The organism is Microbispora bryophytorum, assembly GCF_043197435.1.
GTDB classification, from domain to species: Bacteria; Actinomycetota; Actinomycetes; order Streptosporangiales; family Streptosporangiaceae; genus Microbispora; species Microbispora bryophytorum.
This window is the reverse complement of sequence record NZ_JBICTF010000001.1, coordinates 616,313-636,387: the sequence shown is the minus strand read 5'-3', so window position 1 is coordinate 636,387 and position 20,075 is coordinate 616,313. Positions and strand designations below refer to the sequence as shown.

24 protein-coding genes and 1 riboswitch are annotated in these 20,075 nt (G+C 72.3%); of the genes, 11 read left to right on the top strand and 13 right to left on the bottom strand.

Features of this window, described 5'->3' with window-relative positions; all coding sequences use genetic code 11:
• Positions 1-52: 52 nt before the first annotated feature.
• Positions 53-475 carry a TIGR02611 family protein gene (locus ACGFIB_RS02955; RefSeq protein WP_229689622.1) on the top strand — a complete coding sequence of 141 codons (423 nt, stop codon included), beginning with the start codon at positions 53-55 and terminating at the stop codon, positions 473-475.
• A 3-nt stretch (positions 476-478) separates the two neighbouring features.
• On the opposite strand, the gene ACGFIB_RS02950 is transcribed toward ACGFIB_RS02955, so the two are convergent.
• From ACGFIB_RS02950 to ACGFIB_RS02940, 3 genes are all read right to left on the bottom strand, one after another.
• Positions 479-1,666, bottom strand: coding sequence for a M20 metallopeptidase family protein (locus ACGFIB_RS02950; protein WP_357257740.1), 1,188 nt, complete (start codon positions 1,664-1,666; stop codon positions 479-481).
• 27 nt (positions 1,667-1,693) lie between these two features.
• Positions 1,694-2,014, bottom strand: a complete 321-nt coding sequence (locus tag ACGFIB_RS02945) for a GroES family chaperonin (protein WP_142568321.1) — start codon at positions 2,012-2,014, stop codon at positions 1,694-1,696.
• Positions 2,015-2,076: 62 nt separating this feature from the next.
• Complete coding sequence (locus tag ACGFIB_RS02940) at positions 2,077-2,688, bottom strand: hypothetical protein (protein WP_393368054.1); 612 nt, start codon at positions 2,686-2,688, stop codon at positions 2,077-2,079.
• A gap of 356 nt (positions 2,689-3,044) precedes the next feature.
• Here ACGFIB_RS02940 and ACGFIB_RS02935 point away from each other — a divergent pair, with 356 nt between their 5' ends.
• Positions 3,045-3,605, top strand: a complete 561-nt coding sequence (locus ACGFIB_RS02935) for a DUF1349 domain-containing protein (RefSeq protein ID WP_142568323.1) — start codon at positions 3,045-3,047, stop codon at positions 3,603-3,605.
• Here ACGFIB_RS02935 and ACGFIB_RS02930 read toward each other — a convergent pair.
• The gene (locus tag ACGFIB_RS02930) at positions 3,591-3,701 is read right to left on the bottom strand and encodes an Ada metal-binding domain-containing protein (RefSeq protein ID WP_393368443.1); all 111 of its coding nucleotides are present in this window, start codon (positions 3,699-3,701) and stop codon (positions 3,591-3,593) included. The two genes, ACGFIB_RS02935 and ACGFIB_RS02930, sit on opposite strands and share 15 nt — an antisense overlap.
• Positions 3,650-4,174, bottom strand: coding sequence for a Rossmann-fold NAD(P)-binding domain-containing protein (locus ACGFIB_RS02925; RefSeq protein ID WP_393368459.1), 525 nt, complete (start codon positions 4,172-4,174; stop codon positions 3,650-3,652). The genes ACGFIB_RS02930 and ACGFIB_RS02925 overlap by 52 nt, the downstream gene beginning before the upstream one ends.
• A gap of 294 nt (positions 4,175-4,468) precedes the next feature.
• Between ACGFIB_RS02925 and ACGFIB_RS02920 the strand changes: the two genes are divergently transcribed.
• Together ACGFIB_RS02920 and ACGFIB_RS02915 are read left to right on the top strand one after the other, a co-directional pair.
• A complete protein-coding gene (locus ACGFIB_RS02920) occupies positions 4,469-4,753 on the top strand; it encodes a hypothetical protein (RefSeq protein ID WP_393368051.1) in 285 nt (94 codons plus the stop codon).
• 91 nt (positions 4,754-4,844) lie between these two features.
• Positions 4,845-5,291: a hypothetical protein gene (locus tag ACGFIB_RS02915; protein ID WP_393368049.1), complete on the top strand. Its 447-nt coding sequence runs from the start codon at positions 4,845-4,847 to the stop codon at positions 5,289-5,291.
• Between the two features lie 362 nt (positions 5,292-5,653).
• On the opposite strand, the gene ACGFIB_RS02910 is transcribed toward ACGFIB_RS02915, so the two are convergent.
• From ACGFIB_RS02910 to sigJ, 3 genes are all read right to left on the bottom strand, one after another.
• Positions 5,654-6,229, bottom strand: a complete 576-nt coding sequence (locus ACGFIB_RS02910) for a hypothetical protein (RefSeq protein ID WP_393368047.1) — start codon at positions 6,227-6,229, stop codon at positions 5,654-5,656.
• Positions 6,226-6,543 (bottom strand): hypothetical protein, encoded by a 318-nt coding sequence (locus ACGFIB_RS02905; protein WP_393368045.1) that lies wholly within the window; start codon positions 6,541-6,543, stop codon positions 6,226-6,228. The genes ACGFIB_RS02910 and ACGFIB_RS02905 overlap by 4 nt, the downstream gene beginning before the upstream one ends.
• 157 nt (positions 6,544-6,700) lie before the next feature.
• Complete coding sequence (sigJ, locus tag ACGFIB_RS02900) at positions 6,701-7,672, bottom strand: RNA polymerase sigma factor SigJ (protein ID WP_393368043.1); 972 nt, start codon at positions 7,670-7,672, stop codon at positions 6,701-6,703.
• A gap of 102 nt (positions 7,673-7,774) precedes the next feature.
• Between sigJ and ACGFIB_RS02895 the strand changes: the two genes are divergently transcribed.
• Positions 7,775-8,137: a hypothetical protein gene (locus ACGFIB_RS02895; RefSeq protein ID WP_393368041.1), complete on the top strand. Its 363-nt coding sequence runs from the start codon at positions 7,775-7,777 to the stop codon at positions 8,135-8,137.
• Positions 8,138-8,179: 42 nt separating this feature from the next.
• Here ACGFIB_RS02895 and ACGFIB_RS02890 read toward each other — a convergent pair whose 3' ends face one another.
• Positions 8,180-9,235: an endonuclease/exonuclease/phosphatase family protein gene (locus tag ACGFIB_RS02890; RefSeq protein WP_393368039.1), complete on the bottom strand. Its 1,056-nt coding sequence runs from the start codon at positions 9,233-9,235 to the stop codon at positions 8,180-8,182.
• Positions 9,236-9,329: 94 nt separating this feature from the next.
• On the opposite strand from ACGFIB_RS02890, the gene ACGFIB_RS02885 reads away from it, so the two are divergent.
• A complete protein-coding gene (locus ACGFIB_RS02885; RefSeq protein ID WP_142568333.1) occupies positions 9,330-10,580 on the top strand; it encodes an ArgE/DapE family deacylase in 1,251 nt (416 codons plus the stop codon).
• 17 nt (positions 10,581-10,597) lie between these two features.
• Here ACGFIB_RS02885 and ACGFIB_RS02880 read toward each other — a convergent pair whose 3' ends face one another.
• Both ACGFIB_RS02880 and ACGFIB_RS02875 read right to left on the bottom strand, forming a co-directional pair.
• Positions 10,598-12,985 carry a helicase-associated domain-containing protein gene (locus ACGFIB_RS02880; protein ID WP_393368037.1) on the bottom strand — a complete coding sequence of 796 codons (2,388 nt, stop codon included), beginning with the start codon at positions 12,983-12,985 and terminating at the stop codon, positions 10,598-10,600.
• 420 nt (positions 12,986-13,405) lie between these two features.
• A complete protein-coding gene (locus ACGFIB_RS02875) occupies positions 13,406-13,915 on the bottom strand; it encodes an ATP-binding protein (RefSeq protein ID WP_229689623.1) in 510 nt (169 codons plus the stop codon).
• Between the two features lie 199 nt (positions 13,916-14,114).
• Between ACGFIB_RS02875 and ACGFIB_RS02870 the strand changes: the two genes are divergently transcribed.
• The 3 genes from ACGFIB_RS02870 (at position 14,115) to ACGFIB_RS02860 (ending at position 15,575) form a co-directional block, all read left to right on the top strand.
• Complete coding sequence (locus ACGFIB_RS02870) at positions 14,115-14,936, top strand: helix-turn-helix domain-containing protein (protein WP_142568336.1); 822 nt, start codon at positions 14,115-14,117, stop codon at positions 14,934-14,936.
• Complete coding sequence (locus ACGFIB_RS02865) at positions 14,936-15,169, top strand: DUF397 domain-containing protein (RefSeq protein WP_079314287.1); 234 nt, start codon at positions 14,936-14,938, stop codon at positions 15,167-15,169. The genes ACGFIB_RS02870 and ACGFIB_RS02865 overlap by 1 nt, the downstream gene beginning before the upstream one ends.
• A 130-nt stretch (positions 15,170-15,299) precedes the next feature.
• On the top strand, positions 15,300-15,575 hold the full coding sequence (locus tag ACGFIB_RS02860) for a hypothetical protein (protein ID WP_142568337.1): 276 nt from the start codon (positions 15,300-15,302) through the stop codon (positions 15,573-15,575).
• A 28-nt stretch (positions 15,576-15,603) separates the two neighbouring features.
• Here the strand turns inward: ACGFIB_RS02860 and ACGFIB_RS02855 are convergent, their stop codons facing one another.
• Positions 15,604-16,182 carry a histidine phosphatase family protein gene (locus tag ACGFIB_RS02855; protein WP_357246861.1) on the bottom strand — a complete coding sequence of 193 codons (579 nt, stop codon included), beginning with the start codon at positions 16,180-16,182 and terminating at the stop codon, positions 15,604-15,606.
• 102 nt (positions 16,183-16,284) lie between these two features.
• On the opposite strand from ACGFIB_RS02855, the gene ACGFIB_RS02850 reads away from it, so the two are divergent.
• Positions 16,285-17,157 (top strand): Gfo/Idh/MocA family protein, encoded by an 873-nt coding sequence (locus ACGFIB_RS02850; protein WP_393368034.1) that lies wholly within the window; start codon positions 16,285-16,287, stop codon positions 17,155-17,157.
• On the opposite strand, the gene ACGFIB_RS02845 is transcribed toward ACGFIB_RS02850, so the two are convergent.
• Positions 17,120-18,388, bottom strand: coding sequence for an acyltransferase family protein (locus ACGFIB_RS02845; protein ID WP_393368032.1), 1,269 nt, complete (start codon positions 18,386-18,388; stop codon positions 17,120-17,122). The genes ACGFIB_RS02850 and ACGFIB_RS02845 overlap by 38 nt on opposite strands.
• A gap of 471 nt (positions 18,389-18,859) precedes the next feature.
• A riboswitch (cobalamin riboswitch) is annotated at positions 18,860-18,996 on the top strand.
• A gap of 79 nt (positions 18,997-19,075) precedes the next feature.
• On the opposite strand from ACGFIB_RS02845, the gene ACGFIB_RS02840 reads away from it, so the two are divergent.
• Entirely contained in the window at positions 19,076-20,026 is a 951-nt protein-coding gene (locus tag ACGFIB_RS02840; RefSeq protein WP_357257754.1) for an ABC transporter substrate-binding protein, read from the top strand.
• The last annotated feature ends 49 nt before the right edge of the window (positions 20,027-20,075 follow it).

Sequence of the window (20,075 nt, the reverse complement as noted above, 5' to 3'; positions counted from 1 at the left end):
ATCGGCGCGTTCGCGGGCTGGCTATCGTGGGCAGCGAATGGGGGTGAGCCGTGTGGCGACGGCTGAGGACAGTCGTACGGGTGGGAAACGGGACGCCGGCCATACACCGGGCTGGCTGGACCGGATCCGGGCGACTCCGGCGGGCCGGTTGACGCTGCGGATCGTCATCGGGGTGATCGGCACCGCGCTCGTGGTCGCCGGGCTGATCATGGTGCCCTTTCCGGGGCCCGGCTGGCTGGTGGTCTTCGCCGGACTCGCCGTCCTGGCCACGGAGTTCTCCTGGGCGTCCCGGCTGCTGGAGTTCGCCAAGGCGAGGGTCAGGGCGGCGACCGACTGGCTGAAGCGGCAGAACTGGTTCGTCCGCATCGTCGCGGGCGCGCTCACCCTGCTCTGCGCCGCGGCCATCGTCTGGGTGTCGGTCCGGCTGACCCTCGGCGTCGACCTGATCCAGGAGGCCGGCGAGCTCCTGAGCTGACCGTCAGGCGCGGGCCAGCCTGCGGACCGCCAGCTCGCCGAGCAGCCTCGCCCCGTCGGACAGGATGGCGTCGTCGAACTCCGCCTCCGCCGAGTGGTTGGCCGGGGCCGTGGCGAGATCCCTGCCGGGCGGGCAGGCGCCGACCACGAGGAACGCCCCCGGCACCTGCTCCAGCACGTAAGAGAAGTCCTCCGAGCCGGTCGCCGGGGTGGGCAGCGGGAAGTAGCGGTCCTCGCCGAGGGTCTCCCGCACTGTCCGGGCGGCGAACTCCGCCTCGGCGTCGTCGTTCACCGTCACCGGATAGCCGATGCCGAACGCGCAGTCGACGGTGAGTCCGTGTGCCTCGCCGATGCCTCGGGCGAGCCGGACCAGGCCCTCCCTGACGCGGTCGCGCGCGCCTGTCGAGAACGTGCGCACGGTGGCCTCAAAGACGGCCTCCTCCGGGATCACGTTGTCGGTGGTGCCGGCGTGGAAGCTGCCGACGGTCACCACGACCGGGTCGAACACGTCGTAGCCGCGGGTGACGTGGGTCTGCAGGGCCGTCACGATCTCGCAGGCCGCGGGGATCGGGTCGAGGGCGCGGTGCGGGGAGGAGCCGTGGCCGCCCCGGCCGCGCACGGTCACCGTCAGCGTGTCGGCCGCGGCCAGCACGGGCCCGCCCTTGGTCAGGAACAGGCCGCGCGGGATCGTCGTGGAGAAGACGTGCATGCCGTACGCCGCGACGGGCCTCGCCCCGGCCGCGTCGAGCACACCCTCCTCGATCATCAGCCGGGCGCCCTCCTGGCCCTCCTCGCCGGGCTGGAACATCAGCACCACGTCGCCGGCGAGGTCGGCGCGGCGCTCGCTGAGCAGGCGGGCGGCTCCCACCAGCATGGCCGTGTGCAGGTCGTGACCGCAGGCGTGCATGCGGCCGTCGAAACGCGACCGGTAGGGCACGCCGGTCTTCTCGTGCACCGGCAGCGCGTCCATGTCGGCGCGCAGCAGCACGGCGGGGCGGTGATCAGCGGGGCCGGGGCGGCCGCCGCGCAGGACGGCGGTCACCGACGACAGGCGCTCGCCGGTGGTCGTCTCCAGGGGCAGGCCGTCGAGCGCCGCGAGCACCTTCTCCTGAGTGCGGGGCAGGTCGAGGCCGATCTCCGGCTCCCGGTGCAGCGCGCGGCGGAGCTCGACGAGATCATCCTGGAGGGTCATGGTCCACCTTGGCGCGAGGTCGGGAGGTCAGAGGTAGAGGCCGGTGCCGTGGTCGGTCTGCTGCGTCGCCACGGCGTGCAGGTCACGCTCGCGCAGCACCAGATAGAGCTGGCCCTGGACCTCGACCTCGTACTGGTCGTCGGGGTTGAACAGGACCTTGTCGCCGCTCTTGACCGACCTGACGTTCGAGCCGGCGCCGCTCACCTCGCCCCAGACGAGGCGGTTGGCCATCTTGACCGTGGCCGGGATGACGATGCCCGCGCTGCTGCGCCGTTCCTCAAGCTCCCGCTCAACCTTGACCATCACGCGGTCGTGGAGCATCTGGATCTCGAACTTCGGGTCAGCCACGCTGGAAGTGTACGCGCAGCGGCCTCGGGCACCGTCATCGGAGGTTCACCGGCGGCGGGGGCTCACCGGCGGCCCATGGCCAGGTGGTAGCCCGTTCCCGAGTGGCGGTAGACGCCGCCCTTGCCCCACTTCAGCACCTGGAACCGTACGTGGACGGTGTTGGAGGCGACGCCCGTCAGGTCGGCCATCATCTTCTCGGACAGGTCGACGATCGCCGGGATGTCGTGCTGGGCCACGGCCCACTCGGCCGGGCCGAAGTCCTCGACGACGCCGATCGCGCTCTTCCCCTTGTAGGTGATCCGCACCTTGGTGCCGAGGGGCCAGTAGGGGCTGGCGACGGTCCGGTACCGCATCGGCTTGCCGGACGCGGTCTCGCCGTCCCAGAAGGACGTGGCGGTGGAGACGCCGGAGGGCAGGGAGGCGTCCTTCTTCATCTTGGCGTACGCCGTGCGGAGGGCCGCGTTGAAGGCCGCGCCCAGCCCGGCCAGGTCTGTGGGGATCGGGCGGGTGGTGCCGGGGGAGACAGCGGGGGAGGCGGCGGGCGCCGTCCGGGTGAGCGGCGTGGAAGAGGGAGCCTGAGGGATCACCGAGGCGTGCGCGGCGGTGGCCGCACCGGCGACGAGTGTGGTTCCGGCCATCGCCATGGTGACCGCCTGACGGGCTCGCTTGCGCATGAGGTTCCTTTCGTCTCGGTCGCTGGGGGGTGGCCCTCGGGGAAGGGCCTCGCGTCGGCGGGGAGGCCCGGCTGGCCGGCGGGCTCCGCACGCGCGCCCGGGTGTGGCGGAGCGGCCCTCGGAGGGGAGGGAGGGACGGCTCCTGGAAGCGGGTCGCGCGTTCCCTGGGGAAGGGATACGACGGTTTTGCGATATACGGGATTTACGGGGGCAAAAGGTGATGTGAGGCACGAGTATAGGGAAAGAGTAAGTAAAGTGGACAAATCGATCTAAATACCAGGTAGATCGTCCTTGACGCAGTAGGGCGCCAAGGGCTCTCATGGCAAGATCGGTAAAGGCGACGGCAAGGGGCCGCAATGGCGTTCGACGACTTCAGGTGGATCAACGAGCCCGCGGAGTGGTCGCAAACCGGGGACGGCCTGCGGGCCGTCGCCGGCGCGCAGAGCGATCTGTGGCAGAAGACCCACTACGGCTACTCGTACGACACCGCCCACATGTTCGGCCGGCAGGTCACCGGGGACGCGCGCCTGACCGTGACGTTCGACGCCGACTACGCCGAGCAGTACGACCAGGCCGGGGCCGTGCTGCGGATCGACGAGGAGAACTGGATCAAGGCCGGGGTCGAGTTCGTCGACGGCGGCCACCAGCTCAGCGTCGTCGTCACCCGCGGCTTCTCCGACTGGTCCGTCACGCCCGCGCCCGGCGGCCTCGTCTCCGCGACGTTCGACCTCGAACGGGCCGGCGACGCCGTGACGGTCCGGTACGGCGTGAACGGCGCGGAGCCGGAGCACCTGCTGCGCCTGGCCTACTTCCCGCCGCAGGCGCCGGCCCTCGCGGGGGTCATGTGCGCCGCCCCGACCGGCAAGGGCTTCGAGACCCGCTTCAGCCGCGTGTCGCTGGATTCAGGTGGTGTCTGACGAACCATGCCCTGGTGAGCTGGGCCGGCAGTAGATGCGGGTGGTCAGGACGGCCGGGTAGAGCCGGCCGTCGAACCGCGCGTCCCTCGACTGCACGGCCCGTACGCAGTGCTCGCGGTAGAGGTGCATCCCTTTCTGTATGCGTCTCTGTATGCGTCCGGCATCGGCCACGCGGGTGGCCGATGCCGGCGGGAATCCGACACGAAGATCGGCTGACCCGGCGCGCGGTCCGGCCCGGCCGGGGAGCCGGTCCCCGGTGGGTCAGGCGAAGAGTGATCCTGGTCGAGGTCGGCCAGCAGGCCGGGCTCCCGGGGGTGCCAGTCGTAGCGCTCCCGGGTCGCGGTGCTCGACGTCGGGTTGTCGTTGCGGGCGAACCGCAGGATCCACCCGAAGTGGGCGGCCGCCTCCTCCTCGCCGAGGGAGACCACCGGCACGCCGAGGCGGCGGCCGATGACCTCGGCGACGGCCCGCAGCGGTACGCCTTCCTCGGCGGCCGCGTGCAGGACGGCGCCGGCCTCGGCCGACTCCAGGGCCTTGCGGTAGAGCCGGGCGGCGTCGAGGCGGTGCACGGCCGGCCAGGGCCAGCGCGGCCCGCTCCGCCTCGCCCCGGTGGGCGCCGGGCGCCGCCGGGTCCGGGCCGCGGACCGCAGATCGGGCGGTGGGAGTCCTACGACCGGGCGCGGTCGTGCAACGAGTGTGGGAGCAACGGTGCGTGCGCGGCGGAGCCCGAGCCGCATCAGAGGCTCTACGGAACTCGGCGCGGTGCAAGGACCCCGGACATACATAGTCGGCGGAGACGAGGACAAGTGGCATCACGCGCGAGCCGCATGTGCATTTGGCCGCTGGCCGGGGTGGTGGTCCTGGTGACCCTCGCCCTGGCCGCGTGCCAGCCTTACCGGGACGAGATCTTCAACATCGTCAACGAAACTGGCGAGAACGTCGTGGTCACCTGGAACAGGGGCGACCTGTACGCCAGCCTTCCTCCCGGCGGATCCATCGAGAAGATTCCGCCGCCAAACCGCTGCCGGGTCACTCCCCTGCCCGACGACCGGTTCACGGCGACGACGGAGACCGGAAAGCGCTACACCTACGGACGGCCCATGTGCCAGGGAGAGACGTGGCACATCCGCAAGCCTCTTCCATCCTGAAATCGCAGCTCATAGCCGGTGAGCCCATCGATCACCAAGGCCTGGCCGCGCCGACCGCAAGCAGCTCAGCACCTGTTGCGATGCTGGAGTCATGAGCGATCTCGAGCCTGTGGATCTGAAGTTGCTCGCTGGGTTCGCCGCGAAGATTGATCCGTTAATGCAGGGCGTCCTCGTCCGTGGGGATGTGGAGCAGATACGCGGCTTCGTCCTCGAAGCAGCGTGGAACTGTACGGAGCGGCCGTACTTCGAGCACCTGTGGGGGGTAGGCGGGCTCTACCGCGCCTGGATGGAAATCGACGACGTCCTCGACGGCTGGCCCGTCGACTACGGCGCCGGCACCGATGCCCTGGCCGTGCGTGAGTTCAGACTCGCGGCCCAGGAATGGCTGGACATGCCGCGGACGGAGACCGGGTTCCGGGACTACGTGCATCGGTGGGAGAGGCGGGTGGCGGAAGACACCTGGCCCGCACCCGGAGGAGTTCACTGGTGGCAGCGGCTGGCCGCGCCCGGCGATCGCGGCGACTCCCGCCAACCTTGAGATCTTCACAATCTGACGACGCTGGTCAGCACAGATACAGGAAGGCCGGGCTGGCGCTCCCATGCCCGCATCCGGGCGAGGGGAGCGTCCGGTGGGCGGGGAACTCCCGAGGCGTGATGTTCAAGACTCGTGCGGCGTCGGCGACCAGCGTCAACCGTAGTGTTCGCCGAAAGATCGAAGTCATCCAGGGCTCGCTTGATTTGTAGCGGCTGAGGGTCCGGCTGAGTTGCTGCGCTTCCGGTGAGATGGTCACGCGAGGTAGTCTGTCGGTGACGCCGGGAACCGCGGGTTCCTGGAAGCCGTGGGGCCAGGTGACCTGGGGCATGACCGGGAGCCTGGCCTGGCGCGTTTCAGGGTTCGGATCAGAGCACCCTCACGGGGAAGTCGATCACTCTGTCGCCGAGAATCTCCCGGTAGCGAGGGTCGCCCAGCTTCTCGGCGCGGACGGCGCCGGCCATGATGTCGGCGACCCACAGCAGGGCCTCGCCCGCGCCGGGCAGATGATCGATACGGAAGTGAGTGCCCTTGGGCAGGGTGTATCGGGCGTGCTGCACGGTGGTGATGTCCCTGGTGTTGAGCGTTGGCTGGCGAGCCTCCATGAACAGCTGCTCGACTCCGAACCCGTGCAGCTCGAGCACCAGCTGGTGAAGGCAGTAGGCGCGGGCGCGCTCTTGTCTACGCTGGTGGACCGGGGACCCGACCGCAACGACATGCAACCCCTCGATCTCGGCCACCGTGTAGGCCAGCTCCAACCGCTCCTTGTCATCGCGGGCGACCCAGTGCAGCTTGGCCGGGGCGTGCCGGGCCTGCGCCCGCAGCATCTGCGCACGGGCCGACTCCTGTGCGGAAGCAGGGATGATCACGGCAGCGATGATGTAGAAGCCGGTCGTGTCGTCCTCCTGGAACGACTCATCCGCCCACGCGGTGCTCGCCCTCACGCGGCATCGTCCCCCGCGGGCCTCCTCGGGATCGGGCCCGTAGCCGCCTCGTAGTCGGCGATGGCCAGGAACGCCGCATGGTAGACCCCGATCATCACCCGCCGCGTCTTCACGATCGGCTCCCAGCCACGGTTGCCGTGCGACAGGTCCGTGCCGTGCAACTCCGCGGCAGGACAACCCCGTACGCCTGCGCGGCGCCGGCCGCGGCCTTGTCTAACGCGCGTCAGGGAGAGCGACTGGTCGTCCGGGACCAGCAGCGCGACCATGGAGTAGCGGTCGCGGGTGTAGCTCTCATCCACGTACGCCAACAGCACGTCACACAGCGTGACAGACCGCCGACAGCCTCGGGCGGAATCCCAGCGGTCACTCGGCGAACACACCTCGGCGTGACCTGGGATGAAACGGCCACGATCACTGCGAACCGGACTGGCGGATGGATGAGCCGAGGGCCGTGCCGCCGGGAAGCCGTGCTCAGCCGTCCCGCGTCCACAGCCGCAGCTTCTCCGGATTGCGGACCACCCAGATCCGGGTGACGCGGCCGTCGGCGACCTCGAACGAGGCCACGGTCACGACACCGCCGGCATGCTCGGCCACCAGGCCCGGCGCACCGTTGACCGGGCGCTCCAGGAGTTCGAGCCCCGGAGCCGTGCGGGCGATGGCGAGCATGTACCGGGCGATGCGCGTGCCGCCTTCGATCGGGCGCAGGACCGTGCCGGCCACGCCGCCGCCGTCGGCGGTCATCACGGCGGCCGGGTCGAGGAGGTCGACGAGGGCCGCGATGTCCATCGTCTCCCATGCCTTTCTGATCCGCCGCACCGTGTCCCGCACCATGTCGGCCTGGCCCGCCGCCGGCATGGAAGCGCGCGTGCCGCCCACCCGCCGCCGGGCGGAGGCCGCCAGCTGCTTGCAGGCCGCAGGGGTCCGGCCGAGGACTCCGGCGATCTCGGCGAAGGGGTAACGGAAGACGTCGTGCAGGACGAACGCCACCCGCTCGGCGGGCGTCATCGACTCCAGGACGACGAGGAAGGCCATGGCCACCGACTCGTCCAGGACCATCTGGTCGGCGGGGTCGGTGCCAGGGCCGTGGTCCCGCCCGGCGCGCCCGGACAGCGACCCCGACAGCGACTCGGCCAGCGACCCCGACCGCGACCCCGGCAGCGACCCGGGCAGCGGCTCGGGCAGCCACGCGCCGACATAGCGCTCACGCCGGGCCCGCGCCGAGCCGAGCACGTCCAGGCAGATGCGGCCGGTCACCGTCGTCAGCCAGGCGCCAGGAGAGACGATCTCCTCCTGCCGGCTTCGCGGCAGGGCGTACCAGCGCGCGTAGGCCTCCTGCACGGCGTCCTCGGCGTCGGCCAGCGAACCGAGCAACCGGTAGGCGACATTGATCAGCCGGCGCCGCTCACCGGCTGTCTCATCGGTGCTCGTCCCCGCCGTCCCCATGCTCCCGGCGCCTCCTCGCCTTACCTTTCGCGGGCCCGCGTCGTCGGGCTGGTGAGACCTTATCGATCGACTGCCCCCGGGGGCGGAACAGGGGAACACGGCATGGCCACCCAGGCGACGGCACAGCGCGGCTTCTCGTTTCTGCGGATCGCGATCGCCCTGCAGACTCTGACCATCTTCGTTCAGGCGGTCTCCGCCGGACTGCTGCTGACCTCGTCCTACGGACAGACGCTGCACAGTGCCGGAGCCCGCGTGATGTACGGCGCGTCGCTGCTGTACGTGCTCGCCGCGGTGCTGGCGTGGAAGCCGGGCGGCGGCTCGCCCCGGCCCGTCTGGCACGCGTCCGGCTTCCTCGTCCTCGCCTCCGTCCAGGTCGTGCTCGGCATCGCGCACGTGCCGTCGGTCCATCTCCCCCTGGGCGTCCTGATGTTCGGGCTGAGCCTGCTGGCGTTGACGCGGCGCTGACGCGGCGTTGACGCGGCGCCGACGTCCCGGGGCACACCGGGATCAGCCGGAAGGCGCGGTGGAGGGCAGGCTCAGTTCGGCGAAGATCGCCCGGTGGTCGGTCATCGGCAGCCGGTGGACGCTGAACGCCCGGATTGTGACGCGCGGGTCCACCAGGATGTGGTCGAGGGTGACGGGTGGCACCGGCAGGCCGTTGAAGTCCGACGACCTCCGGTAGGGCCAGGTGCCCGCCAGGCCGTTGCCGGTCGCGTCGGCCGAGTCCCGGTAACCCGCGTCGAGCAGGCGCCGGACCCGGGCGTGGTCGAGCGTGGCGTTGAAGTCCCCGGACAGGATCTGCACGCGCTCGCCCGGGTCGGGCAGCGAGGCGAGCGACTTCGACCAGCATTTGAACCGGTAGGCGTAGCGCGGCGCGCACGGGTGCACGGACACGACGGCTACAGGCCCCGCGCCGGGAACATCGATGACGCCCGCCGCCTGCCGGCGGCCGTTGACGGCCGTGAACCCCTCCGGCCGCAGGGGGAACCGCGTGAAGAGCCCGGAGCCGTCCGAGCCCTCCCGGGACCGGTCGTCCGCGTACGGCAGGAGCGCGGTCAGCCCCGCCGCACGCAGGCCCGCCGAGGCCTGCGGGGTCAGCTCCTGCAGCGTCAGGACGTCGGGACGCAGCCGCCGCACGAGGTCCACCAGCACGGCGGGCGGCACGGAGCCGTAGAGCAGGTTGGCCGACAGGACCCGCAGGGCCGGAGTCTGCGTCTTCGATGTGCCCAGGGCGGCGGCGCCGCCCGCGCCCGCGCCGGTCGAGGCCCGCGAGGACGGGTCCGACAGCGCGCGGGGCAGCACGCAGGCCGCCAGCGTCGCGGTGACCGCGAGGCCCGCGACCAGCGCCGCCGGGCGCCGCACGAGCAGCGCGACCAGCGGCGCGACGACCGACGCGAGGGCGACGTACGGCGTGAACGCCACCAGTTGCACCCACCGGAAGCCGACGTCGCCGGGCACCAGCCGCAGCAGCGCCCACAGCGCGAACGGCGCGACCGCCGGCCACGCGAGCAGGCCGCGCCAGACTCCCGGGCGGCCCGCCCAGCCGGCTGTCAGTCTCGCCATCCCCGGACTCCCTCCTGAAAGATCCACCGTACGACGGTCTGCACGTGCATTCGGGGGCTCCACGCCGGTCGGGGCAGGCCGTACAGTCTCCGGCATGGATGTGGAAGCGAGAGTCCTGGACGCCCTCGACGAGGCGGAGACCGTGCGCCTGCTGGCCGATCTGGTCAGGGTGCCGAGCATCACCGGCACCGACGCCGAGTCGGATCTGCAGGACCGGTGCGGCCGCATGCTGACCGAATGGGGCCTCGACGTCGACATGTGGAAGCTCGACCTCGACGATCTCCGTTCCCGCGAGGGGTTCCCCGGCATGGAGGCGGAGCGCGCCGAGGGATACGGCGTCGTCGGCGTCACCGAGGGCGAGGGCACGCCCGCGCTCATCCTCCAGGGACACGCCGACGTCGTGCCGATCGGCGACCCGGGCAAGTGGGAGGGGCAGGACCCGTTCGGCGCCCGCCTCGGCGCGACCACCCTGCACGGGCGGGGCGCCTGCGACATGAAGGCCGGTCTGGCCGCCAACCTCGCCGTGGTGCAGGCGCTGCGCGCGACCGGCGTACGGCTCGCGCGTCCCCTCGCGGTCCACTGCGTCGTCAGCGAGGAGGACGGCGGGCTCGGCGCGTTCGCCACCCTGGCCAGGGGCCACACCGGGGAGGCGGCCGTGATCACCGAGCCGACGAGCGGGAAGCTGATCACCGCCAACGCCGGCGCGCTGACCTTCCGCCTCGAGGTCGCCGGCCGGGCCGCGCACGGCGCCACCCGCTACGAGGGGGTCAACGCCGTCGAGGCGTTCGTGCCGGTGCTCCAGGCCGTCAGGCGGCTCGAACGCGCGCGCAACGCCGATCCCGGCCCCCTGTTCGCGGACAACCCGCTGCCGTACCCGATCGAGATCGGCACCGTGCGCGCGGGCGACTGGGCGAGCACCGTGCCCGACCTGCTCGTGGCCGAGGGACGGCTGGGCGTCCGGCTCGACGAGGACCCGGCCGACGCCCGCGCCGCTCTGGAGACGGCGCTCGCCGATCTGGACGACCCCTGGCTGCGGGACAATCCCGTGCGCGTCACCTGGCCGGGCGGGCAGTTCGCCAGCGGCCGGCTGCCCGAGGGGCACCCGCTGGCGGAGGAGGCGGCCCGGGCGGTGGCCGACGTGACCGGGGCGCGGCCCGGCCGCACCGCCGCGCCGTACGGGAGCGACCTGCGCCTGTACGCGGGCGCGGGCGTGCCGACCCTGCACTACGGGCCGGGCGACGTCCGCTTCGCGCACGCCCCGCGCGAGCAGGTCGACCTGCGGGAGCTCCGCGACGTCACCCGCGCCCTGGCCCTGCTCGTCCTGCGCCGCTGCGGCGTCCGCTGAGATTTCTGTGACGGCTGTCAGCAGTCGGCGGTGACCGAGGAGATCTCGTTGAGCGGGAACTCCAGGTAGTCGCCGGCCTCCTCGCACCACGCGTCGAGCACGCCGCTGCGCAGTTCGCCGTGGCTCACCGTGGCGGTGACCCCGTCGGCCAGCGTGATCATGGCGCGGACCTCGCGGTCCACGACGAAGCCCAGCAGCGACTGCTGCGCCGCCGGGAGCCGGGTCGCCATGCGCCCGATGACGGCCCATGTCTGGCGGGGCTGGGCCGCGGCCGCCACCGGGCCGCCGCTGACCAGCAGCCGCCTGGCGTGCTCGCGCGGGTCCGGCGGGGGCTCCAGCGGGGGGCCGGGATGTTCGAGCTCGGCGACCCGCCCGCCGGGCAGGAGGATCAGCCGCCCGCCCGGCGGCTCGCGCCGGATGGTGATCTCGCCGGTGTCGTCCACCGGCACGGGGGCGTAGCCCGCCTCCCTGAGGGCGGCCAGCGTGACCGCGGCGGGCGCCGCGCCGGCGAGCACGGTCGGCGCCAGCAGCCGCAGGCCCAGCTTGGCCAGCTTCCGGTGCGCGGCGATCTCGGCGAGCAGCGTGGGGTCGGACCCCTGGACGATGCAGCCGACCGACGACACCGTGACCTCGCCGTGCCGCCGCGCCACGTCCCTGATCAGGTAGGTCAACGGCTGGGGGAGCGTCCCGGCCTCCGACAGGTCGGCGATGAGCGTGTCGGCCGTTTCCCCGCCGTCCAGGGCCCGCCGTACGCTCGCGGGGCCGAACCGCCACACCGACGCCGAGCCCTGCGACTCACGGTCGGCGGCGCGGTCGAGCAGCGCCGCGAGCTCGACCGACGGCGGGCCGGTCACCACGGCGGTGAGGTCGGCGCCGAACAGGGCCGTGCGCCGCGCGCTCGCCATGGCGTGCGTGGTGGCCTTCGCCAGCGCGGGGTCGTGCTCGACCTCGGGCGCGCACTCGCGGCTCTCGTCCCCGGCCGCAGCCGCGAGCGGGGCGAGCGCCCGGCCGAGATCGGTGAGCGCGTCGCAGGCCACGAGCCCGAGCAGGCGGGCCTCCTCAAGCACGGCCGCCGCGCAGCCGTCCAGCAGTTCCCGGTCGAGCAGCGGGGCGCGCCAGTGCACCCGCTGCACGAGCTCCGGCAGCGTCGCGAAGGCCCTGCCCTCGGGGATCTCGGCGAGCGCCGCGAACAGGGCCCACCGGATCCTGGCGATCGTCTCGCCGGCCGGGTCGTCGCCGAGCGCGGCCGGGTGGCGGCCTTCCACCAGGCGCAGCGACGAGCGCTCCATCCGCCACCACGCGGCCAGCAGGACGCGCAGCCGCATGGGCGCCTCCTCCAGCCGCCACGCGTCGTACCGGCCGGCCGGCGTCAGCCCGCCCGCCTCCTCGCTGATCGCGATCAACCGGGCGACCGCGCAGACCTCCAGCAGCAGCCGGGTCTCGTCCTCGGCGCAGCCGGTCTCCCTGGCCAGGCGCTTGATCTCCCGCACGCCGACCCCGCCGTTCTTCAGCAGCGGCAGCGGCGTCTTGTCGGCGTTCTCCAGCAGCGCGGTGGCCCGGTCGAGCACGTGCGGCGCGGCCAGGCACATCGCGTGCTCGACGGCGTCGGCGTCCGCCTCGGCCGTGGCCAGATCGGGCGGGTACGGCGTGAACGGACCGCGGTAGTCGGGGCCGCGCAGCGCCAGCGCGACCTCACGGGGCATCTCGGCCAGGTCCCACTGGGTGCGGAAGAGCAGGCCATGGTCGAGGGCCCACTTCTCCGGCGTGCCCGGCGTGATGAACCGGTTGCCGTTCACGCTGCGGACCGGGCCGTCCCACGCGAAGTCGTCGAGCATGCCGAGCGTGCCGTCGGGGGCGTCGTCGAGCAGCGACCCCAGGCGCTCGCAGTCGCCGAGCAGCGCGGTGATCCTGGCGATCACCTGGCGCCTGCCGCCGTGGGGAGACAGGTCGAGCACGCGGCACATGCGGCGCAGCGCGTCGGTGCTGAGCTTCCACGAGTCGAGGTACGCGCTGAGAGGCTCGCCCAGGCCGCAGGGCGCGGTCCACCAGCGGGCGACGGCCTCGGCCACGCTGATCCTGCCGTCACGCCCGGGCCAGGCGACGGCGTGGTCGTACAGGCGGTCGAGCCAGGGGATCACCGTGGAGGCGCTCACCCCGAGGAAACGGGCCAGTTCGTCCTCCGTGGGACGGCCGCCGATGACCAGGCACGCCTGCAGGAGTTCGAGAGGGGGGAGAGGGAGGCCGCGCATGACCTCCATGACGGCGAAGGTGTCGGTCAGACGCTGGGCGAGGGCGTCCAGGCGCCGGGGCCACGGTGCGGCGATCGCGTCGGGCCGGTTGGCCAGCACGCGGGCGAGCCTGTCTTCGTCGAGGCCGGTCAGCCAGCCGATTAGGTGATCGTCCATAGTTGATCTCTCGGGAGTCCCAGGAAGCCACCGTAGTGCAGATCACGGTCTCGGCCGGGTCCGTGCGCCGGCGAGGAGGGGGCGGTCACGAAGTCCGGAATCACGATATCTCTCCGCCGGCCGGTGAGAAGAGGGCATGCCGATCGGCCGATACGGCCCGATCTCAGCACATCATCGCCTGCCGCGCCTGCATTCGGGGTGTGTTCCGGGGAATCCGGGCCGTCGGCCGGAGGGCGCTCCCATGCATTCCGGGCTGCACGGGAGCGCTCTTCGGCCGACGGACCATACCGGCGTTAGGTAGATCTGGCGATCGGGTTAGGTTTTCCGGCGCCCCCGGCCGGAGAGAGGTCACTGCCCGCGCGGGGCGGCCGAAGCCGACGGCGAAGCGCGTGGCCCCGCCGTCCGGCCGCAGGCCGGTGCTCAGGCCGCCAGTACGGCCCACACCGCCTTGCCCTGCGGGACGAGCGGGCACCATCCCCAGCACACGCTCAGCGACTCCACGATGTGCAGCCCGAGGCCGCCCGGCTCGAACGGCGTCGGCTCCCGCAGCACCGGCGCGGACGATCCCGGATCGGTGATCGCGCAGGTCACGTTGGCCCCCCTCCGGATCAGCGACAGCCGCATGGCCTCCCGCGCGCGGTTGCCGGTGAGCCTCATGCCGTGCCGCAGGGCGTTGGTGACCAGTTCCGAGACGACCAGTTCCATCCCGTCGAGCAGGTCCGCCAGCTGCCACCCCGCCAGGGTCCCGGCGGCGAAGCTGCGCGCCGAGTGGACCGATTCCGCGCGGGGCGGCAGGGCGAAGGTGGCGCTGGCGGTGGCCATCCCGGGTTCGAGGAGATCGCGGGCGGGCTCCGGCCACCAGCCGATAGGCGGCCACCAGTCGAGCGTCGACCACTGGTTCTGGCCACGAGTCAGGTTCGTGGACTGCACGAGATCATGATGAGGGACACTCCCGTGCATGTGCAAGGGCGAATGCACGTGCAAGCGCGTTGTGCAAGCGCTACGGTTACCCCCGACACCACTGGGACGAAGGGGGCGATCTTTGACAGACTGTGAACCAGTCCACAAAGCGGAGGAATAGCACGTGTCCATAGATCCGCCCGGATCCGGTTCCACCGTTCGACGCATCATGCTCGGCGCGAGCCTTCGCCGGCTGCGTGAGCAGCGGGGCCTGACCCGTGAGGTCGCCGGATTCCACATCCGTGCCTCGGAGTCGAAGATCAGCAGGATGGAGCTCGGCCGGGTCGGGTTCAAGACACGTGATGTCGAAGACCTCCTCACGCTGTACGGCGTCCACGACGACGCCGAGCGGCGTGGCCTTCTGGAGATGGTCCGCGAGGCGAACACGCCCGGGTGGTGGCACAAGTTCGGCGAGGTGCTGCCGAACTGGTTCGTCACCTACGTCGGCCTGGAGGAGGCCGCCAGCGTGATCCGCACCTACGAGGTGCAGTTCGTGCCCGGCCTGCTGCAGACGGCGGCGTACGCCCGCTCGGTGATCATGCTCGGTTATCCGGACGCATCGGAGGCCGAGCTCGAACAGCGCGTCCATCTGCGGATGCAGCGGCAGGAGCGGCTCACGCGCAAGGACGGCCCCCGGCTGTGGGCCGTCATCGACGAGGCGGCGCTCAAGCGGCCCATCGGAGGGAGTCCGACGATGCGGGAACAGCTCCAGCACCTGCTGGAGGTGTCCACGCTGCCCAACATCACCCTTCAGGTGATGCCCCTCCGCTACGGGATGCACGCGGCCGAGGGAGGCGCGTTCACCATTCTCCGCTTCCCGGAGTCCGACCTTTCGGACGTGGTCTACGTCGAGCAGCTCTGGGGTGCGCTCTACCTGGACAAACGTGAGGACATCGATCCCTACCTCACGGCCATGGAGCAGCTGTGCGTGGAGAGCACCACGCCCGGCGGCACTGCCGAGATCCTCGGCGAACTTCTCAGAGAGACATAATGCAGACATATAACGGGATGCCCGCAACCGACATCGCCGGGGTCACCTGGCGGAAAAGTGCCCACAGCAACTCGACCGGCAACTGCGTGGAGCTGGCCGAGCTTCCCGACGGCGGCGTGGCCGTCCGGAACTCCCGCTATCCCGACGGGCCGGCGCTCATCTACACCCGCGACGAGATACGGGCTCTGGTGCTCGGGGTGAAGGACGGCGAGTTCGACGGCCTCCTGGTGTGATCGATATGGTCTGACCGGTTCTGGGGCAGCCCCCTGTCCGCCCGCTTCTCATGGGCGTAACAGCGCGACGCGGGAGGCGTAACACGCATCCGGCACAGTTGGTCCCAGGAAAGCTCACAAGGGGGACCCCGTGCTGGACCAGATGACTCTTTACCCGGTGGCCGACGACGTGCTGTTCGCACCCGGAGGCCGCGTGGTGATCCGCACCTACGGAGTGGCGGCACCGGCCGACCCGGCGAGCGGGCGGCCCAGGTCGGTGGCGTACCGGACGTGGGTCACCGGGGTGCGGGAGCAGCCCAGGTACTGGCAGTGGGGGCACTTCGAGGACGCCCGGCGCGGCCACCACAAGGTCCTGGAGTGGCTGACCGGCCGAGGCCCGCAACCCCAGCCGGTCGCCCAGGTGTGACATGTGGCACGTGTCAAGCCGGCACGTTTCAGGCCGGCGCGTTCCAGCGGAGCAGGACGGGCTCGTCGTGCTCGTGGCCGAGGACGGAGTACGTCCCGGTGTCGAGGCGCAGGTGCCTGCCGTGGTCGGCGGGCAGCGACAGCCAGCGGGCCGCCAGCACGCGCAGGATGTGCGCGTGCGCGACGACCAGCACGTCGCCGTCCGCCGAGCGGATCCGGGCGAGGACCTTGTCCGCCCGCTCCCCGACGTGCTCGACGGTCTCACCCGGGTGCGCCTCGTCTCCCGGGATGACGCCGTCGCGCCAGACGTACCAGCCGGGGCGTGATTCGCGGATGCCGGGGGTGGAGATGCCCTCGTAGCCGCCGTAGTCCCACTCCCACAGGTTCGGGTCCACCTCGTACGGCCCGGCGCCGGCCAGTTCGGCGGTGCGCCGGGCCCGCTGCGCGGGACTGACGAGGACCAGTGCGAACGACCGGCCCGCCACCAGGCGGGACAGGGCACGCGCCTCCTCCTCGCCGTGCGGTGTCAGCGGCAGGTCGGTGCGGCCCGTGTGCCGCCCGGCCCTGCTCCACTCGGTCTCGCCGTGTCTCAGCAGGATGACGTTCATAGAGGGTCCATCTTGCCCGCCGGTGTCGAGTTCACGCGCGAAGGCCCCCCTTGACCGCCCGCCCGCGGCCTGCAGTAGGGTCCCCGGCGGGAAGGGGGCGCCATGGAGCCGGTGCGGGTGGGACTCGTCGGCGCGGGACCGTGGGCGGAGATGGTGCACGCGCCCGCCCTCGCGGCCGGGCCGCACACGACGCTGTCCGGGGTGTGGGCGCGCAGGCCCGACGCGGCGCGAGCGCTGGCGGGCGCCCACGGCGCGCCCTCCTTCGAACGGCTGGAGGACCTGTTCGCCGCGTCGGAGGCGGTCGCCTTCTGCGTTCCGCCCGCCGTGCAGGCCGAGCTGGGCGTGCTCGCGGCCCGGGCGGGCAGGGCGCTGCTGCTGGAGAAGCCGCTCGCGGCGGACCTCGACGGCGCCCGGCGCCTGGCCGGGGCGATCGAGGAGGCGGGCGTCGCCTCCCAGATGCTCTTCACGTTCCGCTACTCGGCGGCGACGGCCGGCTTCCTCGACCGGGTCCGGCGGATCGAGCCCTTCGGAGGGCACGCCGCCAACGTCTCCGGAAGCCTGCGCAGCGGCCCCTTCGCCACCCCCTGGCGGCTGGAGCGCGGGGCGGTGCTCGACGTGGGCCCGCACACGATCGACCTGCTCGACGCCGCGCTCGGCCGGGTGGTCGCAGTCAAGGCACACGGCGACCCGCTCCGCTGGGTCGGCCTGCTGCTGGAGCACGAGGGCGGCGCGGTCAGCGAGGCGTCGCTGAGCATGGCCGCCGAGGGCCAGACCCCGCCCAGCCGGATCGACGTGTACGGACGGCTCGGCAGCGCCTCGCTGCTCGGCTCCGAACTCGGCGACGTCTTCCCCGAGGTGGTCCGCCAGTTCGCGGGCACCGTACGCGACGGCGGCGGGCATCCGCTCGACGCCCGCCACGGCCTGCGCATGCAGGAGATCATCGACGACGTGGAGCGGCAACTGCGGGCCGGCTGACCAGGGCCAGGCCCGCGACCAGGGCGAGGGACGCGATCACCGGCGCAGGTCCGGGCGCGAAGCCGGTGATCGTGAGGGTGAGCAGCGCGCCGCCGACGAGCGGGACGGCCACCGGCACGAGCCGGTGTGCGGCGGCGCCCGCGGGGTTCTCGAATCGGCCGAGCATCGCGGTGAGCCCGACCAGGACCGGCGCCAGGGCGGCCAGCCACAGCGGGACGGAGCTCCACCAGGCCGCCGAGCCGGCGCGCGGGGTCGCCAGCCCGAACCCGATGGTCGCCGCACCGGCGACCGCGACGAGCGCGGTCATGTGCCACAGGTAGACGGTCATCATGCGCGGCGCGAGCGCGGTGAGCACCGCCTCGGCCCTCGGCCGGGCGGCCAGCGCGTTCAGGGCGGGGCGCAGCAGCATCGCCAGGCCGAGCTGACCGGCGAACAGCGCGAGCAGGCAGGCGCTCGGCGGGGCCATGTTGGAGATCATCCCGGGCATCCCGATCATGCTGGCGGGGTAGGGCCCGGTCGCCACCAGGGCCGCCACCATCGCGAACCCGGCGACCGCGAGCCCCGCGGCCCGCCGCCCCGTCAGCCGCTTCAGGCCGCCCTCGGCGTACCGGAACCCGACCTGATGGACCGCCAGCCAGACGAACGCGACGTTAAGGTAGCCGGCGGCCTCCAGGCCGGAGAACCGGACCACGTCCATCAGCACCGCGCCGCCCGCCAGCACCGGCAGGGCCACGCTCGTCCGCACCCGCAGCAGGTGCGGCGTGGCCACCACGGCCAGCAGGTAGACCGCCAGGAACCACAGCAGCTGGCCGACCGTCCGCGCGGCCACGTCCACCGGTTGCGCGGGCACTCCGAGAGCCACCAGGAGGTGGGGGAGCGGCAGCCACACGACCGCCAGCGGCACCACCGGCCAGGCCAGGCGGCGCACCCGCCGCGCCGTCCACTCCCGGGATGTCCCGCCGCGGCGGGCGGCGGACCTGAAGCTGATCGCGTTGGCCGCGCCCCCGGCGAAGAAGACCAGCGGCATGACCTGCGAGATCCAGGTGACGTACGGCATCGCCGCCAGGGCGTTGCCCGTGGTCAGCCGTCCCTGGGCGTACGACAGGACCGGCATCGTCCAGTGCTGGACGACCACCAGGACCATCCCGAAGACGCGCAGGACGTCGATGAAGCGGTCCCGTGGCGCGGCCGGGGCCCGTTCGGGGGCGGGGGGAAGCATGGTCAGGGACACGGGGGCCGCCTTCGCTGTGTCGTGCCGCCACGAGGGTGAGTCACGCGGGTGGCGGGGCCGGGGTGGGGTTCCCCGGTGCGCGGGCCTGTGGGGCTCGATCCTGGTGGCTTTGGGTCTGTGGGGCTCGGAGCCTGGGGTTCGGCTCTTCGGGCTCGGGCTCGGGCTCTGTGAGGCTTCGCGGTCTCGCGGTTCCGGTCCCGCCGAGCACCTCAAGCGTCCCGCCGCGGCCCCCTCCGGCACAGCGACGCGGTCCCTACATCCGGCCATGGGCGACCCCCTACCGCCGGGGTGGGGTATGCCCTACCACTCCCGCGTACGCGCAGGCCGGCGGCATGATCAACCCATCGCGGGTCTGCCCGCCCGTCGTGGACGCGGTCCGCGCGGTCGCGCTCGACCTGGGAGGGCCAGGGGAGGCGCCGGGCTGATCCCCCCGGCGTGCTGAGCGGTGCAGGACGGGGCGGGGGTGGACGCGGCGTGAGGGATTGGTACCGTTGCGTCCGACGCGCGCCGCGCAGCGAAGTCCGGTGAGAATCCGGCGCTGTCCCGCAACTGTGGTTCCCCGTTCTCCGAGGACGAGCCAGGTCGCCTGCGCTGTGCGCCGACGCAATCGACCCTCGTGGAAAAGGGTGATCCGTCGCTTCCAGCGGGTCCCTCGATTCCCGGCATTCCCCCTGATGGAGGACCCTCGTGAGGCCCGTACGCACGGCCGTCGCGGGTGTGGTGCTGGGCGTGCTCGCTCTGGCCGGCTGCGGCCAGACCGACGGCGCCGCCACGTCCGCGCCCCCCGCCCCCGCCGCCTCGGACAGCGCCGGTCAGGGTGCCTTCCCCGCCACGATCCAGGCGGGCAACGGCGCGGTGACTATCGCCAAGAGGCCCGAGCACATCGTGTCGCTGTCCCCGACGGCCACCGAGATCCTTTTCGCGATCGGCGCGGGCGCGCAGGTGGCGGCGGTGGACGACCAGTCGGACTACCCGCCCGAGGCGCCCAAGACGTCGCTGTCGGGGTTCAAGCCCAACGTCGAGGCGATCGTCGCCGCCAAGCCCGATCTCGTGGTGCTCGCCAACGACCTGGAGGGCGTGGTCGCCGGGCTCGCCAAGGTCGGCGTGCCGGTGCTGCTCGAACCCTCCGCCGCCAAGCTGGACGACACCTACGACCAGATCAGGGACCTCGGCGCGGCCACCGGCAACGCGGCCAAGGCCGACGAGGTGGCGAACGGCGTCAAGCAGAAGATCGACGCCCTCGCGGCGGCGGCGCCCAAGGGCAAGGAGCTGACGTACTACCACGAGCTGGACGTCACGCCCTACGCGGCGACGTCGAGCACGTTCATCGGGCAGGTCTACAGCCTCTTCGGGCTGAAGAACATCGCCGACGAGGCGCCCGACGCGGCGGGCGGCTATCCCAAGCTGTCGGCGGAGTTCATCGCCAAGGCCGACCCCGACCTGATCTTCCTCGGCGACACCAAGTGCTGCGGCCAGAACGCCGCCGCGCTGGCCAAGCGGCCGGGCTGGTCCGGCCTGTCCGCCCTGAAGAAGGACCGCGTGGTGGAGCTGGACGACGACGTCGCCTCCCGCTGGGGGCCGCGGGTCGCCGACCTCGCCCAGGCCGTCAGCGACGCCGTGCAGAAGGCGGCGAGCTGAGCCGGTGGTGACGCGGACGCCCCTGGTGGTTCGGTGAGCGGTGGTGCGG

What these genes read in the sequence shown, in the direction of transcription:
- ACGFIB_RS02895 (WP_393368041.1), top strand. Translation starts at nt 7,775, where the DNA reads ATGGCCACCCAGGCGACGGCACAGCGCGGCTTCTCGTTTCTGCGGATC.
- ACGFIB_RS02855 (WP_357246861.1), bottom strand. Translation starts at nt 16,182, where the DNA reads ATGAACGTCATCCTGCTGAGACACGGCGAGACCGAGTGGAGCAGGGCC.
- ACGFIB_RS02870 (WP_142568336.1), top strand. Translation starts at nt 14,115, where the DNA reads ATGCTCGGCGCGAGCCTTCGCCGGCTGCGTGAGCAGCGGGGCCTGACC.
- ACGFIB_RS02915 (WP_393368049.1), top strand. Translation starts at nt 4,845, where the DNA reads ATGAGCGATCTCGAGCCTGTGGATCTGAAGTTGCTCGCTGGGTTCGCC.
- ACGFIB_RS02850 (WP_393368034.1), top strand. Translation starts at nt 16,285, where the DNA reads ATGGAGCCGGTGCGGGTGGGACTCGTCGGCGCGGGACCGTGGGCGGAG.
- ACGFIB_RS02880 (WP_393368037.1), bottom strand. Translation starts at nt 12,985, where the DNA reads ATGGACGATCACCTAATCGGCTGGCTGACCGGCCTCGACGAAGACAGG.
- ACGFIB_RS02890 (WP_393368039.1), bottom strand. Translation starts at nt 9,235, where the DNA reads ATGGCGAGACTGACAGCCGGCTGGGCGGGCCGCCCGGGAGTCTGGCGC.
- ACGFIB_RS02865 (WP_079314287.1), top strand. Translation starts at nt 14,936, where the DNA reads ATGCAGACATATAACGGGATGCCCGCAACCGACATCGCCGGGGTCACC.
- sigJ (WP_393368043.1), bottom strand. Translation starts at nt 7,672, where the DNA reads ATGGGGACGGCGGGGACGAGCACCGATGAGACAGCCGGTGAGCGGCGC.
- ACGFIB_RS02885 (WP_142568333.1), top strand. Translation starts at nt 9,330, where the DNA reads ATGGATGTGGAAGCGAGAGTCCTGGACGCCCTCGACGAGGCGGAGACC.
- ACGFIB_RS02940 (WP_393368054.1), bottom strand. Translation starts at nt 2,688, where the DNA reads ATGCGCAAGCGAGCCCGTCAGGCGGTCACCATGGCGATGGCCGGAACC.
- ACGFIB_RS02935 (WP_142568323.1), top strand. Translation starts at nt 3,045, where the DNA reads ATGGCGTTCGACGACTTCAGGTGGATCAACGAGCCCGCGGAGTGGTCG.
- ACGFIB_RS02950 (WP_357257740.1), bottom strand. Translation starts at nt 1,666, where the DNA reads ATGACCCTCCAGGATGATCTCGTCGAGCTCCGCCGCGCGCTGCACCGG.